The sequence below is a fragment of the Pseudomonas triticicola genome (assembly GCF_019145375.1).
Classification (GTDB): domain Bacteria; phylum Pseudomonadota; class Gammaproteobacteria; order Pseudomonadales; family Pseudomonadaceae; genus Aquipseudomonas; species Aquipseudomonas triticicola.
This window is the reverse complement of the sequence record NZ_JAHSTX010000001.1, coordinates 3,121,663-3,146,622: the sequence shown is the minus strand read 5'-3', so window position 1 is coordinate 3,146,622 and position 24,960 is coordinate 3,121,663. Positions and strand designations below refer to the sequence as shown.

Annotated in this window: 24 protein-coding genes, 1 tRNA gene and 1 pseudogene; 17 read left to right on the top strand and 9 right to left on the bottom strand. The window is 59.9% G+C overall.

The features are described 5' to 3' along the window. The first annotated feature begins 156 nt into the window (after positions 1 to 156). The 3 genes from KVG85_RS14030 to KVG85_RS14020 all read left to right on the top strand — a co-directional run bounded on the left by KVG85_RS14030 (position 157) and on the right by KVG85_RS14020 (position 2,575). Entirely contained in the window at positions 157 to 1,383 is a 1,227-nt protein-coding gene (locus tag KVG85_RS14030; protein WP_217864164.1) for a class I SAM-dependent methyltransferase, read from the top strand. 185 nt (positions 1,384 to 1,568) lie between these two features. Then, complete coding sequence (locus KVG85_RS14025; protein ID WP_217864163.1) at positions 1,569 to 2,150, top strand: DJ-1/PfpI family protein; 582 nt, start codon at positions 1,569 to 1,571, stop codon at positions 2,148 to 2,150. Between the two features lie 80 nt (positions 2,151 to 2,230). Next, entirely contained in the window at positions 2,231 to 2,575 is a 345-nt protein-coding gene (locus KVG85_RS14020; RefSeq protein ID WP_133335170.1) for a YegP family protein, read from the top strand. 164 nt (positions 2,576 to 2,739) lie between these two features. Here the strand turns inward: KVG85_RS14020 and KVG85_RS14015 are convergent, their stop codons facing one another. Further along, on the bottom strand, positions 2,740 to 3,759 hold the full coding sequence (locus KVG85_RS14015) for a DUF4917 family protein (protein ID WP_217864162.1): 1,020 nt from the start codon (positions 3,757 to 3,759) through the stop codon (positions 2,740 to 2,742). A 154-nt stretch (positions 3,760 to 3,913) separates the two neighbouring features. Here KVG85_RS14015 and yiaY point away from each other — a divergent pair, with 154 nt between their 5' ends. Continuing rightward, positions 3,914 to 5,062, top strand: coding sequence for an L-threonine dehydrogenase (yiaY, locus tag KVG85_RS14010; protein ID WP_217864161.1), 1,149 nt, complete (start codon positions 3,914 to 3,916; stop codon positions 5,060 to 5,062). On the opposite strand, the gene KVG85_RS14005 is transcribed toward yiaY, so the two are convergent. Further along, positions 5,023 to 5,703, bottom strand: coding sequence for a hypothetical protein (locus KVG85_RS14005; RefSeq protein ID WP_217864160.1), 681 nt, complete (start codon positions 5,701 to 5,703; stop codon positions 5,023 to 5,025). The genes yiaY and KVG85_RS14005 overlap by 40 nt on opposite strands. Before the next feature lie 217 nt (positions 5,704 to 5,920). Between KVG85_RS14005 and KVG85_RS14000 the strand changes: the two genes are divergently transcribed. The 9 genes and pseudogenes from KVG85_RS14000 (at position 5,921) to KVG85_RS13960 (ending at position 14,507) form a co-directional block, all read left to right on the top strand. Then, complete coding sequence (locus KVG85_RS14000; RefSeq protein WP_217864159.1) at positions 5,921 to 7,222, top strand: NHL repeat-containing protein; 1,302 nt, start codon at positions 5,921 to 5,923, stop codon at positions 7,220 to 7,222. A 62-nt stretch (positions 7,223 to 7,284) separates the two neighbouring features. Continuing rightward, positions 7,285 to 8,190, top strand: a complete 906-nt coding sequence (locus tag KVG85_RS13995; protein ID WP_217864158.1) for a LysR family transcriptional regulator — start codon at positions 7,285 to 7,287, stop codon at positions 8,188 to 8,190. Positions 8,191 to 8,440: 250 nt separating this feature from the next. Next, a complete protein-coding gene (locus KVG85_RS13990; RefSeq protein WP_217864157.1) occupies positions 8,441 to 9,634 on the top strand; it encodes a CaiB/BaiF CoA transferase family protein in 1,194 nt (397 codons plus the stop codon). Further along, a complete protein-coding gene (locus KVG85_RS13985) occupies positions 9,631 to 10,557 on the top strand; it encodes a hydroxymethylglutaryl-CoA lyase (RefSeq protein WP_217864156.1) in 927 nt (308 codons plus the stop codon). The genes KVG85_RS13990 and KVG85_RS13985 overlap by 4 nt, the downstream gene beginning before the upstream one ends. Positions 10,558 to 10,761: 204 nt before the next feature. Then, positions 10,762 to 12,093 (top strand): MFS transporter, encoded by a 1,332-nt coding sequence (locus KVG85_RS13980; RefSeq protein ID WP_217864155.1) that lies wholly within the window; start codon positions 10,762 to 10,764, stop codon positions 12,091 to 12,093. A gap of 193 nt (positions 12,094 to 12,286) precedes the next feature. After that, complete coding sequence (locus tag KVG85_RS13975; RefSeq protein ID WP_217864154.1) at positions 12,287 to 13,021, top strand: PA3715 family protein; 735 nt, start codon at positions 12,287 to 12,289, stop codon at positions 13,019 to 13,021. Beyond that, positions 13,020 to 13,151: pseudogene (locus KVG85_RS13970) on the top strand (glutathione transferase); the annotation flags it as partial. The gene KVG85_RS13975 and the pseudogene KVG85_RS13970, both read left to right, overlap by 2 nt. A gap of 61 nt (positions 13,152 to 13,212) precedes the next feature. Then, positions 13,213 to 13,851 (top strand): LysE family translocator, encoded by a 639-nt coding sequence (locus KVG85_RS13965; RefSeq protein ID WP_217864153.1) that lies wholly within the window; start codon positions 13,213 to 13,215, stop codon positions 13,849 to 13,851. Between the two features lie 152 nt (positions 13,852 to 14,003). Further along, positions 14,004 to 14,507, top strand: a complete 504-nt coding sequence (locus tag KVG85_RS13960) for a DUF4142 domain-containing protein (protein WP_217864152.1) — start codon at positions 14,004 to 14,006, stop codon at positions 14,505 to 14,507. 162 nt (positions 14,508 to 14,669) lie between these two features. Here KVG85_RS13960 and KVG85_RS13955 read toward each other — a convergent pair whose 3' ends face one another. Further along, positions 14,670 to 15,080 (bottom strand): low affinity iron permease family protein, encoded by a 411-nt coding sequence (locus KVG85_RS13955; RefSeq protein ID WP_016771301.1) that lies wholly within the window; start codon positions 15,078 to 15,080, stop codon positions 14,670 to 14,672. A 176-nt stretch (positions 15,081 to 15,256) separates the two neighbouring features. Here KVG85_RS13955 and tam point away from each other — a divergent pair, with 176 nt between their 5' ends. From tam to KVG85_RS13935, 4 genes are all read left to right on the top strand, one after another. After that, the gene (gene tam, locus KVG85_RS13950; protein WP_217864151.1) at positions 15,257 to 16,027 is read left to right on the top strand and encodes a trans-aconitate 2-methyltransferase; all 771 of its coding nucleotides are present in this window, start codon (positions 15,257 to 15,259) and stop codon (positions 16,025 to 16,027) included. Positions 16,028 to 16,627: 600 nt separating this feature from the next. Further along, entirely contained in the window at positions 16,628 to 16,987 is a 360-nt protein-coding gene (locus KVG85_RS13945; RefSeq protein WP_217864150.1) for a DUF6124 family protein, read from the top strand. A 315-nt stretch (positions 16,988 to 17,302) separates the two neighbouring features. Further along, a complete protein-coding gene (locus tag KVG85_RS13940) occupies positions 17,303 to 17,599 on the top strand; it encodes a helix-turn-helix domain-containing protein (RefSeq protein WP_217864149.1) in 297 nt (98 codons plus the stop codon). Beyond that, positions 17,599 to 18,882 carry a type II toxin-antitoxin system HipA family toxin gene (locus tag KVG85_RS13935; protein WP_217864148.1) on the top strand — a complete coding sequence of 428 codons (1,284 nt, stop codon included), beginning with the start codon at positions 17,599 to 17,601 and terminating at the stop codon, positions 18,880 to 18,882. The genes KVG85_RS13940 and KVG85_RS13935 overlap by 1 nt, the downstream gene beginning before the upstream one ends. 147 nt (positions 18,883 to 19,029) lie before the next feature. Here the strand turns inward: KVG85_RS13935 and KVG85_RS13930 are convergent. The 6 genes from KVG85_RS13930 to atzF all read right to left on the bottom strand — a co-directional run bounded on the left by KVG85_RS13930 (position 19,030) and on the right by atzF (position 24,951). Next, positions 19,030 to 19,103 (bottom strand) — tRNA-Gly (locus KVG85_RS13930). A gap of 157 nt (positions 19,104 to 19,260) precedes the next feature. Continuing rightward, positions 19,261 to 20,145, bottom strand: coding sequence for an alpha/beta fold hydrolase (locus tag KVG85_RS13925; protein ID WP_076566363.1), 885 nt, complete (start codon positions 20,143 to 20,145; stop codon positions 19,261 to 19,263). Positions 20,146 to 20,461: 316 nt separating this feature from the next. Further along, complete coding sequence (locus KVG85_RS13920; RefSeq protein ID WP_122752010.1) at positions 20,462 to 21,154, bottom strand: pseudouridine synthase; 693 nt, start codon at positions 21,152 to 21,154, stop codon at positions 20,462 to 20,464. 33 nt (positions 21,155 to 21,187) lie between these two features. After that, the gene (locus tag KVG85_RS13915) at positions 21,188 to 21,418 is read right to left on the bottom strand and encodes a cysteine-rich CWC family protein (RefSeq protein ID WP_073473113.1); all 231 of its coding nucleotides are present in this window, start codon (positions 21,416 to 21,418) and stop codon (positions 21,188 to 21,190) included. Then, the gene (locus KVG85_RS13910; protein ID WP_122505797.1) at positions 21,411 to 22,898 is read right to left on the bottom strand and encodes a sensor domain-containing diguanylate cyclase; all 1,488 of its coding nucleotides are present in this window, start codon (positions 22,896 to 22,898) and stop codon (positions 21,411 to 21,413) included. The genes KVG85_RS13915 and KVG85_RS13910 overlap by 8 nt, the downstream gene beginning before the upstream one ends. Positions 22,899 to 23,178: 280 nt before the next feature. Further along, entirely contained in the window at positions 23,179 to 24,951 is a 1,773-nt protein-coding gene (gene atzF / locus KVG85_RS13905; RefSeq protein WP_217864147.1) for an allophanate hydrolase, read from the bottom strand. Positions 24,952 to 24,960: the final 9 nt, after the last annotated feature.

Below are 24,960 nucleotides of genomic sequence, written 5' to 3'. Positions count from 1 at the left end.
GTTCTGGAGAACAGCGCGATCGGCCCCCTCTCCCGCCGGGAGAGGGCTGGGGTGAGGGGCTTCTGAACCGTTGGGTAAATAAGAGGGTGTCCCCAACCCCCATCCCCCCTAAAATACCCGCCATTCCTGATTCCGCCCGTCCGAGGCCGCTTGTCCATGTCCGTTTCCGCTTCTTCCGCGCCGTCCGCCAAACCGGCCGCCGATCACCACGACCAGTTCATCGAGCTGCTGCAAACCAGCCTCGACGACAGCGGTTTCATCAAACTGGTATTGGCCAAATACGTCGGTGATGAGGCGGATCTGCAACGGGTCATCATCAAACCGGTGACGGTCAAGGCGCAGCCGTGCCTGTCATTCGTTTATCGCTACAAGACCCGCGACATCACCAAGAACCTGCCGCTTGACGAGGGCGTGACGCTGATCGGCGGGCTGCTGCCGACCTCGTTCAAAAATGCGCATTTATTGGCGCTGAGCGACGAAGCGCAGCTGGAATACAGCAAAAAGGGCAAGAGTTCGCTGTTCAAGAGCAAGCCCCAGCAATTGCGTGAAGCGCCGTCCGCCGAGCACAACCGCGAGAAAAACCGTTTCCTTGAACTGAGCCGCCCGTTCCTCAAGGATCTGGGCGTGACCAATGCGCAACACGAGCTGATCCCGGCGATGTCGCGCAAGTGGAAGCAGATCAACAAGTTCATCGAAGTGTTCAGCCATGCCCTGACCTCGTCGCCGCTGGCGCTGGACAAACCGGTGCGGGTCGCCGATTTCGGTTCGGGCAAGGGCTACCTGACGTTCGCCATTCACGACTACCTGCGCAATACGCTGAAGGCCGAGGGCGAAGTCACCGGCGTCGAGCTGCGCGAAGAAATGGTCAACCTGTGCAACGCCGCAGCGGCCAAGCTCGAGCATCCGGGGCTGGTATTCAAGTGCGGTGACGTGCGCACAGTGGCGCCAAGTGAGCTGGACGTGATGATCGCCCTGCATGCGTGCGACATCGCCACTGATTACGCGATTCACACCGGCATCCGCTCGGGCGCGTCGATCATCATGTGCTCGCCCTGCTGTCATAAACAGATCCGCCTGCAGATCCAGAGCCCGGCGCTGCTCAAGCCGATGCTGCAATACGGCTTGCACCTCGGCCAACAAGCGGAAATGGTCACCGACAGCTTGCGTGCACTGTTCCTCGAAGCCTGTGGTTACGATACCAAGGTGTTCGAGTTCATCTCGCTGGAACACACCAACAAGAACAAGATGATTCTCGCGGTGAAACGCGCCGAACCGGTCGATCCGACGCAGTTGTTGGCGAAGATCGCAGAGCTCAAGGCGTTCTACCACATCAGCGAACACTGCCTGGAAACACTGCTGCGCGCTGACGGCTATATGCCTTAACAGGCAGCTGCAAGCTTCAAGCGGCAAGCTGCAAGTTGAAGCATGACGCTGGTGTGCCTGATTTGGGTGATCCTGCTTTTTCTTGCAGCTTGCAGCTTGCAGCTTGCAGCTTGCAGCTTGCAGCTTGCAGCTCAATTTGGGTCTACCTTGAATACTCCCCAGACCTTTCCCCGAGGAGTATTCCCATGGCCGCGAAAAAGATTCTGATGCTGGTCGGCGATTACGTCGAAGATTACGAAGTGATGGTGCCGTTCCAGGCCCTGCAGATGGTCGGCCACACGGTCCACGCCGTGTGCCCGGACAAGCCCGCCGGCAGCACCGTGCGCACTGCGATTCATGATTTTGAAGGTGATCAGACTTACAGCGAAAAACCCGGTCACTTGTTCGCACTCAATTTCGACTTCGCCAAGGCCAGCGAAGCCGATTACGACGCGCTGCTGATCCCCGGCGGTCGTGCGCCGGAATACCTGCGGCTGAACGACAAAGTCCTCGAACTGGTGCGCGCGTTCGACAACGCCGGCAAGCCCATCGCAGCGGTCTGCCATGGCGCGCAACTGCTCGCGGCGGCGGGTGTGCTCGAGGGGCGTGAGTGCAGCGCGTATCCGGCCTGCGCCCCGGAAGTACGTCTGGCGGGCGGCACCTACATCGACATTCCGGTCACCGATGGCCATGTTCAGGGCAATCTGGCCAGCGCTCCGGCGTGGCCGGCGCATCCGCAATGGCTGGCCGGTTTCCTCGGTCTGCTCGGTACGAAAATCACCTTGTAGTCGAGGCAGGCGACAGACCGCGGCTGCTGGTCTTTACTCTGAAGCGCGAAATCTCTCAATCGCCCCCAGGAGAAACAGACATGTCCGGATGGTACGAAGTGAGCAAAAGCAGCAACGGCCAATTCAGGTTCGTGTTGAAAGCAGCGAACGCCGAAACGATTCTGACCAGCGAGCTCTACAGCACCCGCGCCGGCGCCGACGGCGGCATCGCCTCGGTGCAGGCCAACAGCCCGCATGACGAGCGTTACGAGAAAAAATCGACCAAGGACGGCCACCCGTACTTCAACCTCAAGGCGGCCAATCACCAGGTCATCGGCAGCAGCGAGTCGTACTCATCGGATGGCGCGTGTGACAAGGGCATCGCCAGCGTCAAGGCCAACGGCCCGACGAAAACCATCAAGGACAAGACCCTGCCTGTCCTCTGAAATCCGACATCAACCTGTGGGAGCGAGCCTGCTCGCGAAAGCGGTGTTCCAGTCACCTTTTGTATTGGCTGACAGGCCGTCTTCGCGAGCAGGCTCGCTCCCACAGGTGACCGCATTCCATTGTGGGAGCGAGCCTGCTCGCGAAGGCGTCAGCCCGGCCAATATCAAACCTCGACCGGTACCGACAACTGCGGATCGCCCAGGGCATGGCTCTTGGCATCAAAAAACCGCAACTCAACTCCGGTACCTTCAAACACCTTGGCGAAGTGACGCTTCTGATGCTGGATGAACGCGGCACTGCGCGGGTAAATCGAGATCGCCACGCACTTCGGTCTGGCCAGGCGCAACGCCCGCACCAGATGCGCATCCTGCTCGCCCAGCGCATGGCCGAAGATGCACAGGCTGTCGCCATGGGCCAGTAACTGCTCGTAGCAGAACGACAGATAATCCGAGCTGCGGATGGTCTTGAGCTTGTCGGCGCTCGGCCCTTCGGTGACGAACAGCGGCACGTCGTCCAGCGTCTTGATCGTGTTGTTGATGGCGAAACTGCCGAGCAGGGTGCCTTCGGTCGAGGTCAGTTTGCGCGCGGTGCCGTCCTGATTGCGCACCAGATGCAGACCACCGTGCAGGTAAAGCAGACGCGGTTTGTCGGTGGCGCTCTGGCTCAGATCGAAACTCCTGTCTGCGCCGTTGAACAGGTCGTCGATGGCCTCGCCCGGGTGCTGCAGCGCCCAGTAATTGAGCAGGTCGTAGTTGGTGGTGAACACCGTGCGATAGCGCGCCAGTTCAGCATTGAGCACCGTCAGTGTCGAAGGCTGCACCAGCCGCCACGGGATGTGCACCGCGTGCACGGTGTTGATCAGCGCTTCCTTGATTGCGTAATAGCGATTGCGCGGCGCCGCCGAACTGACCGCCAGCGCCTTGTTGACCCGGCTGGTGGTTTTCAGGGCGCCCAGCACTTGTTCGAAGCTGCGGGTTTGCAGCGCGTCGAACACCGCCAGTTCCGATGGGCTCAGCGGTTTCTCTTCGACCGTACGGGCGTTCTCGAACAGCGAGTCATAGCCGAAGTCATCCCACACCGCGCGGCTGGCGCCATTGCCCACCAGCAAACCCTGGAAATCGTTCGCGGCGCGCAAGGCATTCCAGTCTTCGAGGGTGGCGTCGACATCGAGAAAATCGGTCATTGCGTGGGCGGTCTCAAAACAAAGGGCAGATGGACGGCGACTTTATCACGAGCGGACATTGAGCCAGATCAACATTGCTTGTGACCGATCGGTCGATCCTGTGTGCACCCGCCGAATCGAGGCAGTCGATCCGGCTTCAGTCAGGAGACACACGATGAGCAGCACCTTCTTCATTCCAGCGGTCAACATCATGGGCAGCGGCTGCCTCGACGAAGCCATGGTCGCGATTCGCAATTATGGTTTTCGCAAGGCGCTGATTGTCACCGACGCCGGGCTGGCCAAGGCGGGCGTGGCCGCAATGATCGCCGAGAAACTGGCGATGCAGGACATCGATTCGGTGATCTTCGATGGCGCCAGACCGAACCCGACCACGGCCAATGTCGAATCGGGTCTGGGGCTGTTGAAGGAAAGCCGTTGCGATTTCGTCGTGTCGCTGGGTGGCGGCTCGCCACACGATTGCGCCAAGGGCATCGCCCTGTGCGCAACCAATGGCGGGCAGATTGGCGATTACGAAGGCGTCGACCGCTCGAGCAAGCCGCAATTGCCTCTGGTCGCTATCAACACCACCGCCGGCACTGCCAGCGAAATGACCCGTTTCTGCATCATCACCGACGAATCGCGCCACGTGAAAATGGCCATCGTCGACCGCAACGTCACGCCCCTGCTGTCAGTCAACGATCCGGAACTGATGGTCGCGATGCCCAAAGGCCTCACCGCCGCCACCGGCATGGACGCGCTGACCCACGCCATCGAAGCCTACGTCTCTACTGCCGCCAACCCGATCACCGATGCTTGCGCGCTTAAAGCGATGAGCCTGATCAGCAGCAACCTGCGTCTGGCCGTGCGCGACGGCAGCGACCTGGCGGCGCGGGAGAACATGGCTTACGCGCAGTTCCTCGCCGGCATGGCGTTCAACAACGCCTCGCTCGGATTTGTCCACGCCATGGCGCATCAGCTGGGCGGCTACTACGACTTGCCCCACGGCGTGTGCAATGCCGTGCTGTTGCCGCATGTGCAGAGCTTCAATGCGCTGGTCTGCGCTGACCGACTCAGGGATGTCGCCCACGCCATGGGCGCGGATATTCGCGGTTTCAGCGCCGAAGAAGGCGCGCAAGCGGCGATCAATGCCATTCGCAACCTTGCCAAAGACGTGGAGATTCCCGGCGGACTGCGTGAGCTGGGCGCGAAACTCAGCGACATCCCGGTGCTCGCCACCAATGCTTTGAAGGATGCGTGCGGACTGACCAATCCACGGGCGGCAGATCAGCGCCAGATCGAGGAAATTTTCCGCAATGCGTTTTGAATGAAGGCGCGTAGGCGAGCGAAGTCGAACAGTCCTTCGCTTGCTTCTGCGACCACGGCAAATGTTCGCACACGGCCCCAATCTGAAACATGGCCGGCGATGTTGTGGACAGCGGATATTCGGTACTGCCCGACCGCCAGGGAGGGTGCAGCCGGGGTTTGCCATTTCCGGTCGCTTCCGACCGCTGCCTTGGCAATCTCCAGGCCAGTGTCCAGATCGAAAATACTGACGAAACCCTCGGCTCGCGTGACATCTCCGGAAAACATCAGAGGCGTATCGACCTGCGCGCCCTCAATCGGTTCGACAACGACCGGGACGTCGATCTCAGGCCGCAGTCGCACCTCATATCCGCGCTCTTCGCTCCATTCGGACGTGATGCCTGCATAGGTCTGGCGGGCGCGAATATTCTGCTGGCCTGGAGCCTGGGCGCCGCTGATGCTGAACGCCCATCGTCCCTTTGCGCTGACCAGCCCTGCACCGAGCGAATGGGTGTTTTCAAGGTTCCAGACCTGTACAAGCGCATCGGGTATGCCGCTGCCGAGCAACAATGTCGCAGGTCCCGTCGTGCTGGCCTCCTTGGGGTAGGTGATGGTCGGGGCCGGGGCAGATTGTGAAATTTGCTCGTCGCGAGTGCTCATCATGCTTCTCGTCCATGGCTGATTTGAATGGCTGAGATTGGCATGACATGCCTGAATTCAAACCTGTAAGAAATACCAGTCATTCAGTCTTTTTTACGCGGTAAATAATTTCGTTTTCTTCTAAAAAACTGTCATTTATGTCAGTTGTCCGGCGCGGCGGCTTCGGGTCGAATGCTCGCTACGAGGGGATCGACGTCGATCTCTTGAGGAGCATACGAGCATGCCGGAATCTACCGCACCACTGCCAGACGCCCAGTCGGCCGGGGAGCTGGACGCGCTCTTTGGTCTGCGAGGGCTCCAATTTCCCGGAGCGAGCGAAACCATTGGTGAAGGCGTGGCGGTGACCCCGTCAGGGCAGATCATGGTCAGTGCCACCGTTGAGCTGGAGGACCGCTCGTACTACGGCCTTGCGCGGCTGGATGCCGATGGAAATGCAGATACCGATTTTGTTAAAACCGGCTATCTGACGGGCCAATTTGGCACACATCTGATCTCGCAAGGCGGACAGCTGATCGTGGGGGCGGACGGGCTGATCTGGATGTGCGGAGTGATTGGCAACATCAAGAAAAAGGTTATCGAATACCAGCAAGTCATCGCCCGGTTTTTGCCCGATGGCTCGCCGGACATTGATTTCGGCGGCAACAGGAATGGCTACCGGATTGTGCCCATGCGTATTCCTTCCCTGTTCGGTGCCACCCATGGGCAACTGCTGCTGGCCAAATCCGATCCGCAGCTTGCGCAGCCGGACAGGCTGCTGTTCGTGACCGCGCAAAAGGGTAGTGGCTTGCTGACGCGATTCCATCTCGATGGCTCGGACGATTTATCGTTCGCCAGCAACGGTTGGCTGCCCCTGTCGCTGCCAGGGGTGGCCATTTCGCTGTCCGGGATCATCCAGCTCGACGATGGGAGGATCCTGCTGCATGGCAAAACGGAAGTAACCAATCAGGGATTGGTCATGGCGTTCGACCACAACGGGAAAGTTGCAGAAGGCTTCGGCGAAAAGGGCCTACTGCTACTGAACCTTCAGCGTAATGGCAAGCCGCTCGAAAGCCACGTGACCGACATCGTTGTGCAAACTGCGCAGCGCCTGCTTCTGCTCGGTTCGGCGGTCGAGTCAACGGACGGCACGAAACTGCAACACGCGTTGATCAGTGGTATTACCTACGCCGGCCAAATGGATGACGCGTTCAACAACCCTGTCCTCAGCCCGACGTTGCATGAACTCGACCTGAGAGGTTGGCAAGCAGGGTTTGCGCTGGATGACATCGCTGGCAAACGTATTGTGGCGGTCGGACAGACCTCGGGCAGCGCACGAGGCTTGTTGACGGCAGGCTTTCTGGTCGATGGCGCAGTGGATGATTCGTTTGATGTCGAGGGCGCGAAGGACATTTCATGGCCAGCCATCAATGCCTGCCTGCAAGGCTCTTCGATCCTGGTGTTGGGTCGCAGGGACGACAGCGCGCAGCTGGTTCGCTTGCTGACCGCGCCTGTCACAAAACAGCGCGCCAGCATGGGCAACTGAGCAGTCAGCGGTAAAACCGGGCTATCCTGCCGGCTCGGATGAACCCTGCCTTCGAGCCCACCATGCTGCAAAAAAGCCTGATCCGCCGTCTCGACCTGATCACTCTGCAACTGTTCGTCGCCGTCCACGAGGAAGGCACGTTGACCCGTGCGGCTGCGCGCGAGGCCATCGCGGTGTCGGCGGCCAGCAAGCGCCTGATGGAGTTGGAGGAGGCGCTGGGCATCGCTTTGTTCGTGCGTCAGGCCAAAGGCATGATCCTTACGCCGGCCGGTGAAACCCTGCTGCACCACGCCCGGCAGATGCTCTTCAATGTGGAAAAGATGGGCCTGGAACTGGGCGAGCACAGCCACGGTGTGCGCGGTTACGTGCGCATGCTGGCCAATCTTTCGGCGATCATTCAGTTCTTGCCTGAAGATTTGCGCGACTTCTCCGCGCGGCATCCGCAGGTCAAGACCGACCTTGAAGAACGGCCCAGCGCCGGGGTGATTCAGGGCGTGCTCGATGGCGTCGCCGACCTCGGCATCTGCTCTGAGGACAGCGACACCAAAGGCCTGCACAGCGTGTTGTACCGTCAGGACAAACTGGTGGTGGTGATGCTCCCGGAGCATCCGTTGGCTACGCGCGCATCGGTGACTTTCGATGAAACTCTGGACAGCGATTACGTCGGCTTGCACGCAGCCAGTTCGATCAACATGCGTACCCATGCAGCGGCGCGGCAGGCCGGCAAAGTCCTGCGCATCCGCATTCATGTGCCGGGATTCGATGCGGTCTGCCGGATGGTCCAGGCGAACATGGGCATCGGCATTCTGCCGCAGCGAGCCTATGAGTTGTTTGGTCAGGCACTGGGCTTGCGCGCGGTGCCGCTGACCGATGCCTGGGCGGATCGCGCGCTGATTGTGGTGGTGCGCGATGAGGCGGGGTTGTCGCCGGTGAGCCGGATGTTGTTTGAGCATTTGCGTGGGCGGTAGATCTTCATTGCGGCTGATGGCCTCTTCGCGAGCAGGCTCGCTCCCACATTGAACTTGTGAACACAGAATCTGAAACCACTACAGAACCTTGTGGGAGCGAGCCTGCTCGCGAAGGCGGCCCTGAATTCACCACCGAATCACAGCGGAGCATTCGCATTTCGCGAACGCCCATTGCCGAGAGACGGCTGGATTCGCCGATCTTCGTTCCTCTAGCCTTGGCGACATATTCCAAGAACAAGAGGTACCCGCGATGACTGCCCCTTTGAGTGCGATCAAAGTGATCGAGATCGGCACCCTGATCGCCGCGCCGTTTGCCGCGCGCATGCTTGCCGAGTTCGGCGCCGAGGTGATCAAGATCGAAGCCATGGGTCAGGGCGACCCGCTGCGCAAATGGCGCAAGCTGCACGAGGGCACTTCGCTGTGGTGGTACCTGCAATCGCGCAACAAGAAATCCCTGGCGCTCAATCTCAAATCCGCTGAAGGCATCGAACTGGTCAAGCAACTGGCCGGCGACGCCGACGTGATCATTGAAAACCTGCGCCCCGGTGCGCTGGAAAAACTCGGTCTGGGCTGGGACGTGCTGCATGCCTTGAATCCGAACCTGACCCTGGTGCGTATCTCCGGCTACGGCCAGACCGGCCCTTACCGCGACCGTCCCGGTTTCGGTGCGATTGGCGAGGCCATGGGCGGCATCCGCTACACCACCGGCAATCCCGATTCGCCACCTGCGCGAGTCGGCGTCAGCCTCGGCGATTCGCTGGCCTCGTTGCACGCGGTGATCGGCGCGCTGATGTCGCTGTTGCGGGTCAAGACCGGGCAGGGCGGTGGGCAAGTTGTCGATGTGTCTCTGGCCGAAAGCGTGTTCAACGTCATGGAAAGTCTGGTGCCGGAATACGACATGCTCGGCCATGTCCGCGAACGCAGCGGCGGCGCCTTGCCGGGCATCGCGCCCTCCAATACCTACCTCACCGCCGACGGCGCTTATGTGGTGATTGCCGGCAACAGCGACCCGATCTACAAGCGTCTGATGCACACCATCGGCCGTGCTGATCTGGCCGAGGCAGAAGAGTTCGCCCACAACGACGGCCGCGCGGCGCAGAGCGGTTTGCTCGATGCGGCCATCACCCACTGGACCAGCAGCCTGCCGATCGATGAGGTACTGGCCGCCCTCGAAGCCGCTGAAGTGCCGGCCGGGCGCATCTACTCGGTGGCTGACATCGTCGCTGATCCGCACTATCAGGCGCGGGACATGCTGCTCGATGCCAAGTTGCCCGGCGGCGCGACGGTGAAGATGCCCGGCATTGTCCCCAAACTCTCGGAGACCCCCGGCGGGGTGAACTGGTCGGGGCCGAAGCTGGGCCAGCACACCGACGATATTCTCGCCAATCTCGGCCTGACTGAACTCGACATCGACCGTCTGAAAGGCCAAGGAGTCGTGCAATGATCACTGACTATTCGCAAACCCTGATCGTCCAGGAAGTCTCGCCCCGCGACGGTTTGCAGATCGAGCCGACGTGGGTGGAAACCGCTGACAAGATCGCCCTGATCAATCAATTGTCACAGGCCGGATTCAGCCGCATCGAGGCCGGCTCGTTCGTTTCGCCCAAAGCCATTCCGGCCCTGCGTGACGGCGAGCAGGTGTTCACGGGCATCCAGCGTCAGCCAGGGGTGATTTACGTGGCGTTGATCCCCAATCTGAAAGGTGCGCAACGGGCACTGGCGGCGAATGCCGATGAGTTGAATCTGGTGATGTCCGCCAGCCAGACCCACAACCTGGCCAATATGCGCATGCGTTGCGAAGAGTCGCTGGCGGCATTCGCTGACATTGTTGCGTTTGTCAGCGGCTCAGGTGTGCGCCTCAACGGCAGCATCGCCACCACGTTCGGTTGTCCGTTCGAAGGCCGGATCGATGAGGATCGCGTGCTGCAAATTGTCGACGCTTATCAAGAGCTCGGCATTCACGGCATCAGCCTCGCCGACACCACCGGCATGGCCAATCCGCGTCAGGTGGATCGCTTGGTGCGGCGCGTTTTGCAGCGGGTTTCGCCGGCCGATCTGACCCTGCATTTCCACAACACCCGCGGCCTCGGTCTGTGCAATGTGCTGGCCGCTTACGAGGCCGGCGCGCGGCGTTTCGATGCGGCGCTGGGTGGCCTCGGTGGCTGTCCGTTTGCGCCGGGTGCGTCGGGCAACATCTGCACCGAAGACCTGGTGAACCTGTGCAATGAAGTCGGCATTCCCACCGGGATCGATTTACCGCTGTTGCTGAAGCTTTCGCGCGGCTTGCCGGCGCTGCTGGGCCACGATGTCCCCGGCCAACTGGCCAAGGCCGGGCGCAATTGCGATCTGCATCCGATGCCCACCTGAATACACAAAACCCTTGTGGGAGATACAAAACCCTTGTGGGAGCGAGCCTGCTCGCGAATGCGTCGGATCAATCGATATCAATGCTGAATGACACACCGCCTTCGCGAGCAGGCTCGCTCCCACAAAAAAAGCTCCACAGTGAGCGTCATCACCAGACAACAAAAACAATCGGACGCCCATCGGCAGTCCGCCTGGAGAAAATCTATGAGCCTCAACGTAATGGAGGCGGGCGTGAATCCGTCCGTCGATCACGACGCCGAAAAAGCCTTGATCAGCAAAGTCGCCTGGCGGTTGATGCCGCTGATCATGGTCTGCTACCTGTTCGCCTTTTTCGATCGCATCAACATCAGCTTCGCCAAATTCCAGTTGCAGACCGACTTGAGCCTGAGCGATACCGCGTATGGCTTGGGCGCCGGGCTGTTCGTGGTCGGTTACGTGCTGTTCGAAGTGCCGAGCAACATGATGCTGTACAAGGTCGGCGCGCGGCGCTGGATCGCGCGGATCATGATGTCGTGGGGCGTGGCGACGGCGGCGATGGTCTTCGTCAACAGCGAATGGCAGTTCTATGCGCTGCGCTTCGTTATCGGCGCGATGGAAGCCGGCTTTGCCCCGGGCGTGCTGTATTACCTGACCCTGTGGTTTCCGCAGCACTTCCGTGGCCGCATCACCTCGATGCTGTTTCTCGCCTCGGCATTCGCCGGGCTGGTTGGCGCGCCGTTTTCCGGGCTGGTGCTGCAACACCTCGACGGCGTGTTGCAGATGCGCGGCTGGCACTGGTTGTTCCTGCTCGGTGGCGTGCCGTGCATCGCCCTCGGTTTCCTGGTGCTGACGCAGCTCAAGGACCGCATCGAGGATGCGCACTGGCTCACCGCTGACGAGAAGAAGTTGCTCTCCAGCCGCATCGCCCATCACGAGCCACACAAGAGCGGCGGCTCATTGCTCGCGGCGCTGAAAATTCCCGGGTTCCTGACGTTGGGTTTGATCTACTTCCTGATTCAGGTCGCGTCCTACGGTTTGAATTTCTGGGCACCGCAATTGATCCGCAGCGCCGGCACTGAAAGCCCGGTGATGATCGGTCTGCTGACCGCCATTCCGTACATCTGCGGGGCGATCAGCATGGTGGTGATCGGGCGCTTGTCAGACGCCACCGGTGAGCGGCGCAAGTTTGTCGCCGGGCTGGTGATCGTCGGCGCGATCGGTTTTTTCAGCGCAGGAATCTTCGCCAGCCACACGACCTTCCTGATCGTCGCGCTCGGCCTGCTTGGCGCCGGCATCATCGCTTCGATTCCGAGCTTCTGGACCCTGCCACCAAAGTTGCTCGCAGGCGCCGGTGCCGGCGCGGCAGGCGGGATCGCGGTGATCAATACCTTGGGGCAGTTCGGCGGGATCGTCAGCCCGGTCATGGTCGGACGCATCAAGGACCTCACCGGCAGCACCACCCCGGCGCTGTACGTCATCGGCATCGCCGCGCTGATCGCCGCAGCGTTGCTGCTGTGGGGCTTGCCGCAGAAGTTGCGTACGCTGGACAAGTACTGAGATTGGCGCGTCTGTGATGACGCCTTCGCGAGCAGGCTCGCTCCCACATTTGGAATGCGGCTTTCCTGTGAGAGCGAGCCTGCTCGCGAATTCCGACTTCAGACACATGAGAAGATTCGCTGGCCAGATCTGTTGAATCCTCCGATGCAGAAAGGGATAGTGCGCGCCTGGAAATATCTTCAAGGAGCGGGAAGTGACAATGAAGTCCGTATGGATCAGCGCTGCAGCGCTATGCGGGTGGTTGATGGCTGGGCAGACGTGGGCCGATTGCACGCCGCCTGCGGTCAGTGGGGAAGCGGACTTTTCTTTGTGCAAGGACTGGCCGGCTTATCCGCCGCTGACGATTACCGCGTTATCGACGTTCGTGCCCGATCCGGTCTATGGCCATGACGGCACGGTGGGCTCGTACGATCTGGATCTGTCCGTCATCACGGCTGGCAGCCACAAACCGCTGGCTACTTATCGTCTGCCGTCGGCATTTCTCTCCGATGCCATCGCACTGGACAGTCTGGAACTCGATACCGCGCGTTATAAACTCACGCCTGACCTGCGTGCCTTCGGCGTCCGTGCCCATTTCAAAGGCTCGTCGCGCGTCAATCCACTGGATGAAACGTTGCTTTCGCTTTATGTGAAAGAGGGCGACAAACTGCGCCCGGTGCTGGATCGCTTGGTCGTCTACAGCTTCAGTGGAGAATGGGATGGCAATTGCGCCGGAGAGCGAGCGGAGACGGTGCGCACGCTTGAGATGGGCAAAACCAGTTCCCATGGTTACGCCGATATCGTTGTCCGCTCAGTCACCACTGGCCTGGTCGGTGAGGGTTCACCCGACACGTGCGAGTCGAAGACCACCCACGAAAAACCAGTGCTGACCACGTTGCGCTATGACGGACAGCAATATTTCGTTCCCGCAAATCTGAGAGGCTATTGAAGGCGCGTCGTTCTACTTCCTCGATCCCGACGGGCACAAGCTGGAAGTCCATGTCGGCGATTTGCAATCGCGGCTGGCTGCGTGTCGGCAGAAACCGTACCCCGGCATGCGTTTCTACGACGAGTCCTGATCCGCTTCAATCGCGGTGATATAGACTCTGCGCCACGTGTTCTGGCACTTGCAGGTTTCTCATGACTCCATCATTGCTGTTGGCCGTTCTGGCTTCGGGTTTCATCTACGGGATCACCCCCGGGCCGGGCGTGCTGGCGGTGTTCGGCATTGGCGCTGCGCATGGGCGACGGGCCGGGGCGGGGTTTCTGTGTGGGCATCTGCTCGGCGACGTGATCTGGTGCAGTACCGCGCTGGTGGCAATTGTCGGTGCGCGGGAGATCGGCAGCACCGCGTTCGATGTGCTCGGCGTGCTCAGCGCGGTGTACCTGTTCTGGCTCGGCTGGCGTGCGGTGCGTGCCCAGCGCCGCAATGGCGACGAAGCGCAAGGCGCGGCGCGGCAGCCGTTCTGGCACGGCATCGTCTTCGGCCTGACCAATCCGAAGGCCTACCCGGTGGCGGTGGCGACCTTCACGGCGCTGCTGTCGAGCCGCGCCGAACTGCTCAACTGGTCGATGCTGCCGGCGCTGATCGCCCTGAGTTTCATCGGCGGCGCGCTGGCTTACGCCATCCTCATCGGCGTGGTCGGCGCGCAGCGAGTGCGCACGGTGTATCAGCGTCATGAACTGCTCATCACCCGTTTATGCGGCGTGATGTTTATCGGTTTTGCCATCAATGCGTTGATGCACGCGCTACCGGGGTTGATGCCGAACAAGGGCTGATACACACGCCGTTCGTCGCGCCTCGGCCGGTTTTTCTAAACCTTTGACTGTTAGAGCATTCCTAACTGAGGCGGACGCTTGTTCGCCGCGAGCATTTTGAGCAGCGGGCGAATCACGGCCCGCTTGAATTTTCAACGAAGGAGGGCGCGACCATGAGCCGGATGGCCACCCGTTTACGTAATGCCAGTTTTGCGACTTTGCTGGGCCTGTGCGCCAGCACTGCGTTCGCCCAGTCGCCTGCCGAATTCATCAACGATGCCTCCGCCAAAGGCATGGCCGACATCGAAGCCAGCCGTCTGGCCCACGGCAAGACCGAATCCAAAGAGGTCAAGGATTACACCATTGTCGTCATCAACGACCGCACCACAGCCAACCAGCACCTGGCGAAAATCGCCAAGAAGCTCGACCTGCCGGTCGCACCTCGCGAAGAGCTCGCCGACAAGGCCAAAGACTTGATGCCAGAAGTAAAGGATGGCGCGACCTTCGATCAGGCTTACGCTGCCAGTCAGGTCAAGGCGACCGAAGAGGCCATCACCCAGATCGAGCAACAGGCACAGACCACCGACGTGCCGGAAATCAAAGCGTTCGCCGATGAGACTTTGCCGAAACTGCAAAGTCATCTGGAGAAGGCCCGCGCGTTGCAGGCCAGTCGCTAACTTCGCCGTATTGTTGCAGTGTGAGAGAAACGTTCAGTTGAAATGCGATGCTTCCTTTGTGGGAGCGAGCCTGCTTGCGAAAGCGGTGTGTCAGCCAATGATGTTTTGACTGACCCTCCGTCTTCGCGAGCAGGCTCGCTCCCACAGGGTGTGTTTACTTGCTCAGCACTCATTCAAATCCTGCTTTGGCTTGCTCTTGTCGCCAAGCCCTTCCAGATCGAACACTTGATTTTCACCCAGCGCGCGGTAATGCCGGCGCAGCGCTTCAAGCTGCTTCAAGTCCAGCGCTTCCAGCCCGAGCATCGCGTTCTGCGCCTCCTTGTTCACGCGCAATAACTCATCGAGTTTCAAATGCAGAATGTCGGTGTCGCGGTTCTGCGTATTCTGAATCAGGAACACCATCAGGAAGGTGATGATCGTCGTCGACGTATTGATGATCAGCTGCCAAGTGTCGTTGTAACCAAAGATCGGCCCGCTCAATCCCCACAAGCCGATCAGAATCAACGCCCCCATGAATGTCTTCGGGCTACCGGCCCACAGGGCAAGTTTCTGGGCAATTTTTGCGAATTTCATGATGCAGGTCCTTGTTTTGGGAGCTTGAAATTCAGACATCGGCGTTGTGCTGAAAATTCTAATTACAAATAACCCGGCCGCACGCTAGAGGCGAGGCGAGCTCATCGGCCTTATCGCTGTATGGTATGCGCAGCTGCACTTCCCGGTTTCAAGCCATGCCCCGACAGGAGAACGCCATGAGTTGGTCTGCCAAGCAATACGTCGCTTTCGAAGATGAACGCACCCGCCCGGCCCGTGATCTGTTGGCGGCAATACCCACAACGCAGGCGAGGGCGGTGGTGGACATTGGTTGCGGGCCGGGCAATTCCACCGAGTTGCTGGTGCAGCGTTTTCGCGACGCGAGCGTCAGCGGCCTCGACAGTTCGGCGGACATGATTGCCGCCGCGCGCAAGCGCTTGCCTGACGTGCAGCTTCAGGTGGCCGAGGTCGACAAATGGGCTGACGAGGGGCCGTTCGATGTGATCTTCGCCAATGCGGTGTTGCAATGGGTGCCTGATCACGCTTCATTGCTGCCAGCCCTGGCGAGCAAGCTTTCAGACGGTGGCAGCCTGGCGATCCAGATGCCGGACAACCTCAATGAACCGTCCCACCGCTTGATGCGTGAAGTCGCCGCCAATGGGCCGTGGGCGAGCAAGCTGGCAGACGCTGCCGGGCAGCGTACCGACATGGCCAGTGCCAGTGAGTATTTTTCAATGCTGCGGCCGCACTGCGCGCGGGTCGATGTGTGGCGCACCACCTATCATCACCAACTTCGGGATGGTGCGGCGGGGGTGGTAGAGTGGTTCAAGGGCAGCGGGTTGATTCCGTTCCTGAGCCCGTTGACCGAGGAAGAGCGGGCGCAGTATCTGCAGCAGTATCTGGCGCAAGTTGCAAAGGCTTATCCAGCATTGGCTGACGGCTCGGTGCTGTTGCCGTTTCCACGGCTGTTTATTGTTGCGACTCGCTGAAACGGTCTCTAAGCGGTCTCGCTTTTATATCCTGAGTTAGACGCATTCTTTTCAGGTCGGCGTAACTCGCAAGAACAACCCGATCGGTCCCCTCTCCCTCGGGAGAGGGTTAGGGTGAGGGGCTCGCTGGCGCTTGAAAACCCGATCACCGCTGCACCGCCAACATCATCGTCCTCTGGCATCCTTTCAACTCGTTCACGCTGAGCTCGTCGGAAATTTCCTTCTGTTTTCCAGGCTTTTACACGTGGTGCGCTATGGCTGTTTAAAGTTGAATCACGTTGCGTCCCGATGCCTACAAATCCTTGCGCCGCTGCCTACCGGTACGCCAGAATCCGCCGGCTTGTGCGCATGGAGGGCGGTCGGTAACTTGGTTCGCGTCACTGATTTCCAGTGATCGGGTTTAGCAGCCCGGCCAGGATTGACCAACGGTTGCACATGTACCTTCCAGTCAGGCATCGCCTGCACTTGATGGTGGCTGTGCGCATGGCACCTTCGGGTGCGCCGGGTTTTGGACTTCCTACCGGTCTGCTAACTTGCGTACAGTTGCCACCCTTTCGTATAGCAGCGGGATGGTTGCAGTTACCACTACAGGAAGATTCCATGTTCAAGGTAACGCCAAATCCACCGGAAACCGATCCGGTCTCTCCGTACGAGTCCCTCGATTCGAAAAAACTCCACGAAGCCGCCGAACGCGCCCTCGACCACTATCTCATCCCACCGCATACCAGCTCACTGCCGTACCAGGCCAGCAGCATGTTCATGGTTAATCCAGGCACCGACACCGAGTCGCTATTGGTCAACGCCAGCGAATCCCTCGGCTCGGCCAGCGTCATGCTCGGCGACTTTTCCGCCTTGCTCGACGGCAGCCAGCGCAAAACCCTGCTCGGCATCGCCCAGGTCGTCATGCTGGGCGAGCTGGCGGTGAATCGGGCGCTGGATAATGTGGTGCCGGTGGGTTAGCCGGCGTTGATTTCCGAGTGAAAAGTAACCGGTCGTTGCGACCGTTTTTTCAGCTAGTGCAGCGTCAAAACCGCTGATCAATACCAGGTTTGTCCTCTTGAAAGGGCTTGGAAGGGGGAATCGGGAATTGCTGCTCCTCATACTCGCCCACCCGCCGAGCGAGAATTTCCAATTCATCTCCTTCAGCAATCAGAAGATCTCTATTGCTCCACCAAATTAGTGAAATTTTTCAAAAATGGTCATATCTGATCCTTAATGGAGGTTAGATAGCTACAATGGCTCTATTAAGATCCTTAAGAATTGGAAGGGTTTGCCATGTCATTCATGCATTTGCTTCACTCGCCGGCTGAGCTCGCTAAAAATGTCGGAGAAAACGCCAAAATCCTGCGGCTCTCCAAAAACCTTTCCCGCAAGACGCTCGCAGAAAAGGCGGGGGTTTCCGAATCCACCATCAAGCGATTCGAAGCGACCGGGCTCGTGACGTTGGAGGCTTTGATCCTGATAGCCACTGCGCTTGATGAACTCAACGCTGTGACCAAGCTGTTCAAACCAGAGCAACCGAGCTCGCTGGATGAGCTGAAGAATGCCAGGCGCAAGAGAGGGATGCGCTGATGATCAAGCCTTTCAAACACACAGAAGCGCTGAATGTGTTGAAAGAGGGCGCCAAGGTTGGTGAGCTGGTCAGAGTCGCGGGCCGGGGGATTTACTTCGCTTACGATCCGGGTTGGCTTGCCACTGGCTACAATCTTTCGCCGCTGACAATGGCTTGGGACGAAAAGCCCCAGTTGGCCAGGAACACCAGCCTCTTCGAAGGGCTACACGGACCGTTCGCCGATTCACTGCCTGACGGCTGGGGCATGCTGCTGATGGATCGATATTTCGACAGCACCTTCGGTGACGGCACCCACCTTACCCTCACTGCGCTTGATCGCCTTGCTTATATGGGCGAGCGCAGTATGGGCGCGTTTGAATATCAGCCGAAGGCGGAAAAAACAGAGCTCACAGGCCCTTTGGATATTTGCCAACTCTACGAAGCTTCAATCGAAGTTCAAGAGGGTGAGACCCCTGCGGTGCTTACCAAATTGCGACTGGCCGGTGGCTCACCGGGGGGCGCACGACCGAAGGCAATCGTGGCGCTGTCTGCCGACAAAAAACACGCAGTTTCGGCCTTCGATGCCCTGCCCGAGGGCTATGCACATTGGATCGTGAAGTTCAGGGCATTGTACGAACCGATTGAAACCGGCGGCATCGAACTCGCCTATGCCGAGATGGCTCGTGCCGCCGGAGTGACCATGGCTGAATCGGATCTGCTGGATGTGCAGATGCCTGGCGGCGAGGTTGAGCGTTTCTTCGCAACCAAGCGCTTCGACCGCGACGGCGAGCGCAAGATTCACATGATGACCGTCTCGGCGCTCATGTACGCGGACTACCGCGCATTGTCATCCATCGACTACCCGAACCTGCTCAAGCTCACTCAGGTGTTGACCAGGAGCTCCGTCGAAGTGGAAAAGATGGCCAGGTTGATGATCTTCAATGCGCTGTCTCACAACCATGACGACCATGCGAAGAACTTTACCTTTCTCTGCCACAATCCTGAAAAAAAAGGCGAGAAAGAAACCTGGACGCTGTCCCCGGCATACGACCTGACCTTCGCAAACGCCATGGGCGAGCACACCACTGACTTCGGTGGCCGCACTCCCGGCACGCCTACGCGCAAGCGAATCATGGAGATCTGCAAGGATTACAAATACCTCAAGGCCGAGGAATACATCGAGCAGACTCTCGCTGCGCTCGCCGACTGGCACAAGGTATTCACTCGATTGAATGTCCCGCACAAAGCCGGGGAGCCGATCTTCAATGTACTGGCGAGGCTGCATCAGGATTTCGAGAAGTAATCCGGGTAGGAGGGGCTCAGCAATTTTCCGGAAGTCTTCACCGCCAGCACGCTTCAACTTCCAGACACAAAAAAAACGGCCATCAAGGCCGTTTTTTTCTATTCCTGCATCCCCCGTCAGACAACACAACGCGAGATCAATATTCGGTGGAGCGGGTAGAGGGAATCGAACCCTCATCTAAAGCTTGGGAAGCTTTCGTTCTACCACTAAACTATACCCGCTCAGAGCGGCTGACTTTGTACCAGACTCGGCCACGGATTTGAAGTTTTCTTTTCTCTGCGAGGGCTTTGCCGCGCAGAAATCGGTCGATCGCGAGCAAGGGCTGCGCCGGTGCATCAGGCACTTCAAGCTTGCAGCCTTGCCCGCGATGACGCTGTTTCAAATGGCCAGGGCATGGTGATCCTGCACAAACGAGTAGCGCGTTCGGCTGGCTTGCGGCGCAGGTTTCAGGAAGCCGAGCAGAGCGTTCTGGCTGTCGCGGCAAGCGGCCTTGTGCTCCATGTCGAGGAAGTGCCCGGTGGCTTGCAGGGTGGTGAAGCTGCTGTGCGCTACGTGATTGCCAAACAGGCGTGCGTCTTCAGCAGCGGTGTATTCGTCCCATTCGCCATTCAGGAACAGCACCGGCACGTTGATCTTTTTCGCCGCATTCAGATAGCACTGGCGATCGCTGTGCAGTACGTCGTTGATGTGAAAGTGCATCTGCCCGTACTCATGCTCGGCGAGGCTGCTGACATGTCGATAGTTGAAGCGCTTGAACAGCGACGGCAGGTGTTTGCCGATGGTGTTGTTGACCAGATGGCCGACCCGGTCGCCGTCGCGGCTGCCGAGGTAATCGACGCCGCGCTCAAGGTAATCGAGCATGTGCGCATTGATTACCGGGGAGAACGAGCTGATCACGGCTTTTTCAATGCGCCGCGGTTGCTGGGCGAGGGCGACCAGAGTGGCGGCGCCGCCCCAGGAGAAGGACAGCACGTGTTCGGCGGCGAAGTGATCGATCAGCTCCAGCAGAATCTGCCCTTCGACTTCCTTCGTCAGATGTTTCTCATGCCGGTTGTGGGCTTTTGACCGACCCGCGTAGGGCTGGTCATAGCAGACCACGTTGAATTGCGGGTGCAGGTTTTTCACGGTCTGTGCAAACGACGCAGTCGTGGCCATCGAGCCGTTGACCAGAATGATGGTCTTTTCTGCGGCGTCTGCGCGATAGAACTCCGTGTAAACCCGATACTGACCCTGTATATCCAGCACAGCGATTTCTGGCCTCATGTCATAAGACTCCTGGCAAGCAAGCGGGTATGCGCGCAATCGAGATTGCACGAGCTTTGTGACAGGTAGGCATACGCCTGAAATTTGCTGGCCCATGTCGATCCGGTACGGCAGGTCGACGGGTGTTGTTATTGGCGGGCAGATTGCCGGCTGAGGCGCAGCCCTTGAGGGCAGACGACCGACAAAAAGTTTCTTGGAAGTATGTGGTGACTCATCGGTCACATTTCGGCCGACGTCCTGATTCAAGCAGGGGACTCAGGATCACGCAAGTGCCGTCGGCGAATTGTTCGACAACTTCGGCTGAGCGGTCGCCGGCTTAGAACAAATGAATCTCTTCGGTGCGCAAAGCGCGGTATTCGCCCGGTTTTAGCGCGTGATCGAGGGTCAGTTCGCCGATGGATTCGCGGTGCAGGCGCAGGACTTTGTTGTTGAAGAAGCCAAACATGCGCTTGACCTGATGGTAGCGGCCTTCAACGATGCTCAGCCGTGCGGAGCGTGGGCCGAGCAGCTCAAGCTGCGCCGGTTGCGTGGTCAGATCTTCGAAAGCGAAGTAGATGCCCTCGGCAAATTTCAGCGCGTAGCTGGGGTCGATGTGCTGTTCGGTTTCGACGTAATAGACCTTCGGCAGTTTGGTTTGCGGCTGCGTCAGGCGTCGCGACCAGGCGCCGTCATTGGTGATCAGCAGCAGCCCGGTGGTATTGAAATCCAGACGTCCGGCGATGTGCAGATCGTCCTTGTGCGGTTCATCGAGCAGGTCGAGCACGGTCGCATGCTGCGGATCGCGGGTGGCACTGACGCAGCCCGGGGGTTTGTGCAGCATGAAATAGCGCGCCGGTTTGCCGCTCTGCAGCACCTCATCGTCGACTTCGACCCGGCTGAATTCCAGCACCTCACTGTGCGGGTCGCTGACGACTTTTCCGTCAATCCGCACGCGCTTTTCCACCAGCAACAAGCGCACCTGCTGACGGTTGTAGCGGGGCAGATTGCTGAGGAAGCGGTCGACGCGCATGGTCAGAATTCAACGGACGAAGGGCCGCGCATCTTACGGGATCGGCCGCCGACCTGCTTGCAGTTGCGCTTCGACCTGTGCGCAGCGCGGGCACAGGCAGGCTTGATTGCGCAGCGCGGCCGGCAGCGCGTCGAGCACCGCCGGCTCGATGGTCACGCCATAGCACCAGCATTCGCGGTCGGCGGTGCGCGGGTCGGCGAGGCTGCAATCGTTGCGGGCGCCGCAGGCCGGGCAGTGGTCGGGTTTGACGTCGTTATCAGGCATAGGTCGAGTGCGGCATTTCCATGCAGGTGCAGTTGCGCCCGGTTTGCTTGGCGCGGTACATCGCATGATCGGCCCGCGACAGCAGAGTGTGCAAGGTGTCATCGCGTTGCACGGTGGTGGCGCCGATGCTCACGGTCAGATGCAGGCTGTGGCCATCGTAGGCATATTCGTGTTGCTCGACGTGCTGGCGGATCTTCTCGGCGATTTTCTGCCCGGTCTCGCCGTCGGTGTCTTTCAACAGAACGATGAACTCTTCACCGCCCCAGCGGCAGACGATGTCGGCGTGGCGCAGGCAACTTTGCAGGTCGCGGGCGAAACCGATCAACACCTGATCGCCGGCCATGTGTCCGTAGGTGTCGTTCAAGGCTTTGAAGTGGTCGAGGTCGAGCAGCAACGCGGTCAGCGGCTTGGTTTCCCGTTGGGCCTCGTGCAGCGCCTGCGCGGCGAGGATGTCGAAGCCACGTCGATTCGGCAGTTCGGTGAGACTGTCGAGGGTGGCGTGCGCCTGAATCTTCGCCTGGAAGCGCTTGATCACTCGATTGAGCAAGGCCAGCACGATCAACGTCACCAGCAGGCAGATCAGCAGATTGAGGTACAGCGACTGGCGGATCTCGCTCAGCGCGCCGTCCTCACGTTTATCGACGAACAGGTACCAGTTCAACTCGGGGATAAACCGCACGTTGAGAAAATGCCCCTGGCCCTGAGTGGAATATTCGTAGCTGCCGCTGTGTGGCTTGGGCAATTGGCTGACCAGACTTTTCATGCTCTCCAGTTCGCCAAGACTCTGGCCGATGTGCGCGCCTTCCGGGCCACCCTCGGCACCGGTCAATACGAGGCGGCCGAAGGTATCGACGAAGTACACGCTGCGTTGATAGCGCTGTTGATACTTGTCGATCAGCTTGATCACTGCATCCACCGTCAGGCCCACGCCCGCGGCGCCGATAAAGCGGTTGTGGTAGTCGTAGACCTTGTAGTTGATGAAGAACGTCAGGTTGTCCTTGTTGGCCAGATCCGGGTCGACGTTGATCTCGTACGGGTCCTGCATGTCGCGCACGCGGAAGTACCAGGTGTCGCGCGGCTCGTCGACTTTGACCTGCTTGAGCACGCCTTTGGCGTGGTAGTAGGTGAGCGTGGCATTGGAAACGAAGAACGCCGTGTAGGCGCCGTAATGGGTCATGACCTCGTCGAGATAGCGGGTCATCTGCTCGGGATTCTGCTCGCCGTTGACCACCCAGTCGCGCATGAACGTGTCACGGGACATCATTGAGGAAATCAGGATCGGCCGGACCAGGTCTTTCTGGATTTCCGAATAGACCGTATCGGAGGTCAGTGGCAGTTCGGTGTTGACGATGTTGTCGCGGATCGACGCGCGGGAGGCGAAGTAGCTCAACAGTGACGTGGCGAGAAAGCCGGCGCCGAGCAGGGCGACCAGGGTGAGCACCAGTGAACGTTGCGAGTACAAGGGAGAACGAAGCGGCATGGCAGATCCGTTGGCAGTGGCCCGATGGGATGCATTCTAGTGGGATGGTCGGGAAAACACTGCGGGATTTGTGCCTGAAATGGCGGGGGATATGACGTAGCGGTGTGTCAGGGAAATCGCAGCCCCTCACCCCAGCCCTCTCCCGGGGGAGAGGGAGCTGGATTGTGGGTGATGGAAAATCTGTGATCGACTCGGTATCAGCCAATGGCAACCGATGGACAGTCACCTCACCTTGGCCCTCTCCTGGGGGAGAGGGCCAGGGTGAGGGCGAGCTTTCGGATCAGCCCCGGGATGCCAGATATGCCCGCCATCCCCCGAAATGACTGATATCCACCGCACCCTCCAGCCCATACGGCTCACAGATAAACCCGCTCTCCCAGCGCCCATCCGCCAGTTGCACCTTGCCCAACCCGAGCGGCGCCGGAATTCCGGTGAGAAACGAGCCCAGCTCGCTGCTCGGCAACTCCCAGACCTCCACGGCAATCGCCACGCCGCCGTCCTTGACCCGTACCATCCCCGGCCGCAATGGCGGGCCGCCGGCGAGGGCGTGCAGTCGATAGTCCGGCGAACTGAACGTGGTTTCCAGCAAGCGCCCGCCGCGCTGGGTCAGTTGCCAGTTCAACGCTAGCCCTTGCAGGTGCGCGCCACACACCACCAATCGAGCGCGGTCGTTGCGCGCAGCGTTCGCCGGAGCTGGCAGGGCACTGTCCTGCTGGCGCTGCAAGGCATCCGCCACGCCCAACAGGTATTGATCGGTAAACACCCGCCCGAACAACGTCACGCCCCACGGCAAACCGTTGCTCATGAACGCGGTCGGCACGGCGACGGCGGCGTAGTCGAGCAGGTTCATGAAGTTGGTGTAATAGCCGAGTTCGGAATTGCGCAGCACCGGCTCGGCCGCAAGCTCGGCCAGGGTCACTGGGCGGCCGATGGTCGGCGTCAGTACGCAGTCGAGATTTTCCAGGGCCTCGTCGCAGAGGGCCTTCAGCGCCTGCAATCGATATTGCGCGCGAAAGGTCTGCACGCCGGTCACTGCCGGAGCCTTGGCCAGCACCGCACGGATCACCGGCAGCACCGCTTCGGGATTCTGCTCCATCAGCTCACCGGTGACGCTGTAACGCTCGGCGACCCACGGCCCGTCGTAGAGCAGGCGCGCTGCTTCGAGAAACGGCGACAGGTCCAGCTCGACGGGTTCGCCACCCAAGGCCTTGAGCCGTTCGATGGCCGCTGCGAACAGTTGCGGCCCCTCGCTGCAACCGAAAAACTCCAGATCCTGTGCCCGTGGCACACCGAAGCGAAACGGCCGCGGCGTGCCGAACGCCGAGCTGTCGTTCCATGCCGGGTTGGGCCGGCTGTACTCATCGCGGGGATCGTGTTTTGCCGTCAACGCCAGCAACTGACTGGCCTCGCGGGCGGTGGCGGTGAAAGTGGTCACGCAGTCCAGCGTGCGGCACGCCGGCAGCACGCCAGCGGTGGAAATCAGGCCCTTGCTCGCCTTCAAGCCCACCAGATTATTCAGCGCCGCCGGCACCCGCCCGGAACCGGCGGTGTCAGTGCCCAAGGCAAAACTCGCCACGCCCAACGCTACCGCCAGCGACGAGCCGGCGCTGGAGCCGCCAGACGGATATTCGGGCAAAACGCTGTTCGGGCACGCACCATAAGGCGAGCGGCTGCCATTGAGGCCGGTGGCAAACTGGTCAAGATTGGTCTTGCCCAGCGGTATCGCCCCCAGCGCCATCAGTTGCTCGACGATTGTTGCCGACCGCTGCGGCACATAGGCAAACGCCGGGCACGCGGCGGTGGTGGGAATGCCGGCCAGATCGATGTTGTCCTTGATCGCAAACGGCACGCCATACAGCGGCAGGCTGTCGAGGTCACGACCGTCGAGGGCGGCCAGATACGGCTCCAGTTCATCGACGCTGAGCAGGTGGATGAACAGGTGATAGTCGGGATTCAGGGCAGCGGCTTTTTCGCGCAATTGCAGCAGCAGTTGGCGCGGTGTGGCGTCGCCATTGCGATAGGCCTGGCGCAGTGCATCGAGTTGCAGATTCATCGGTTGATC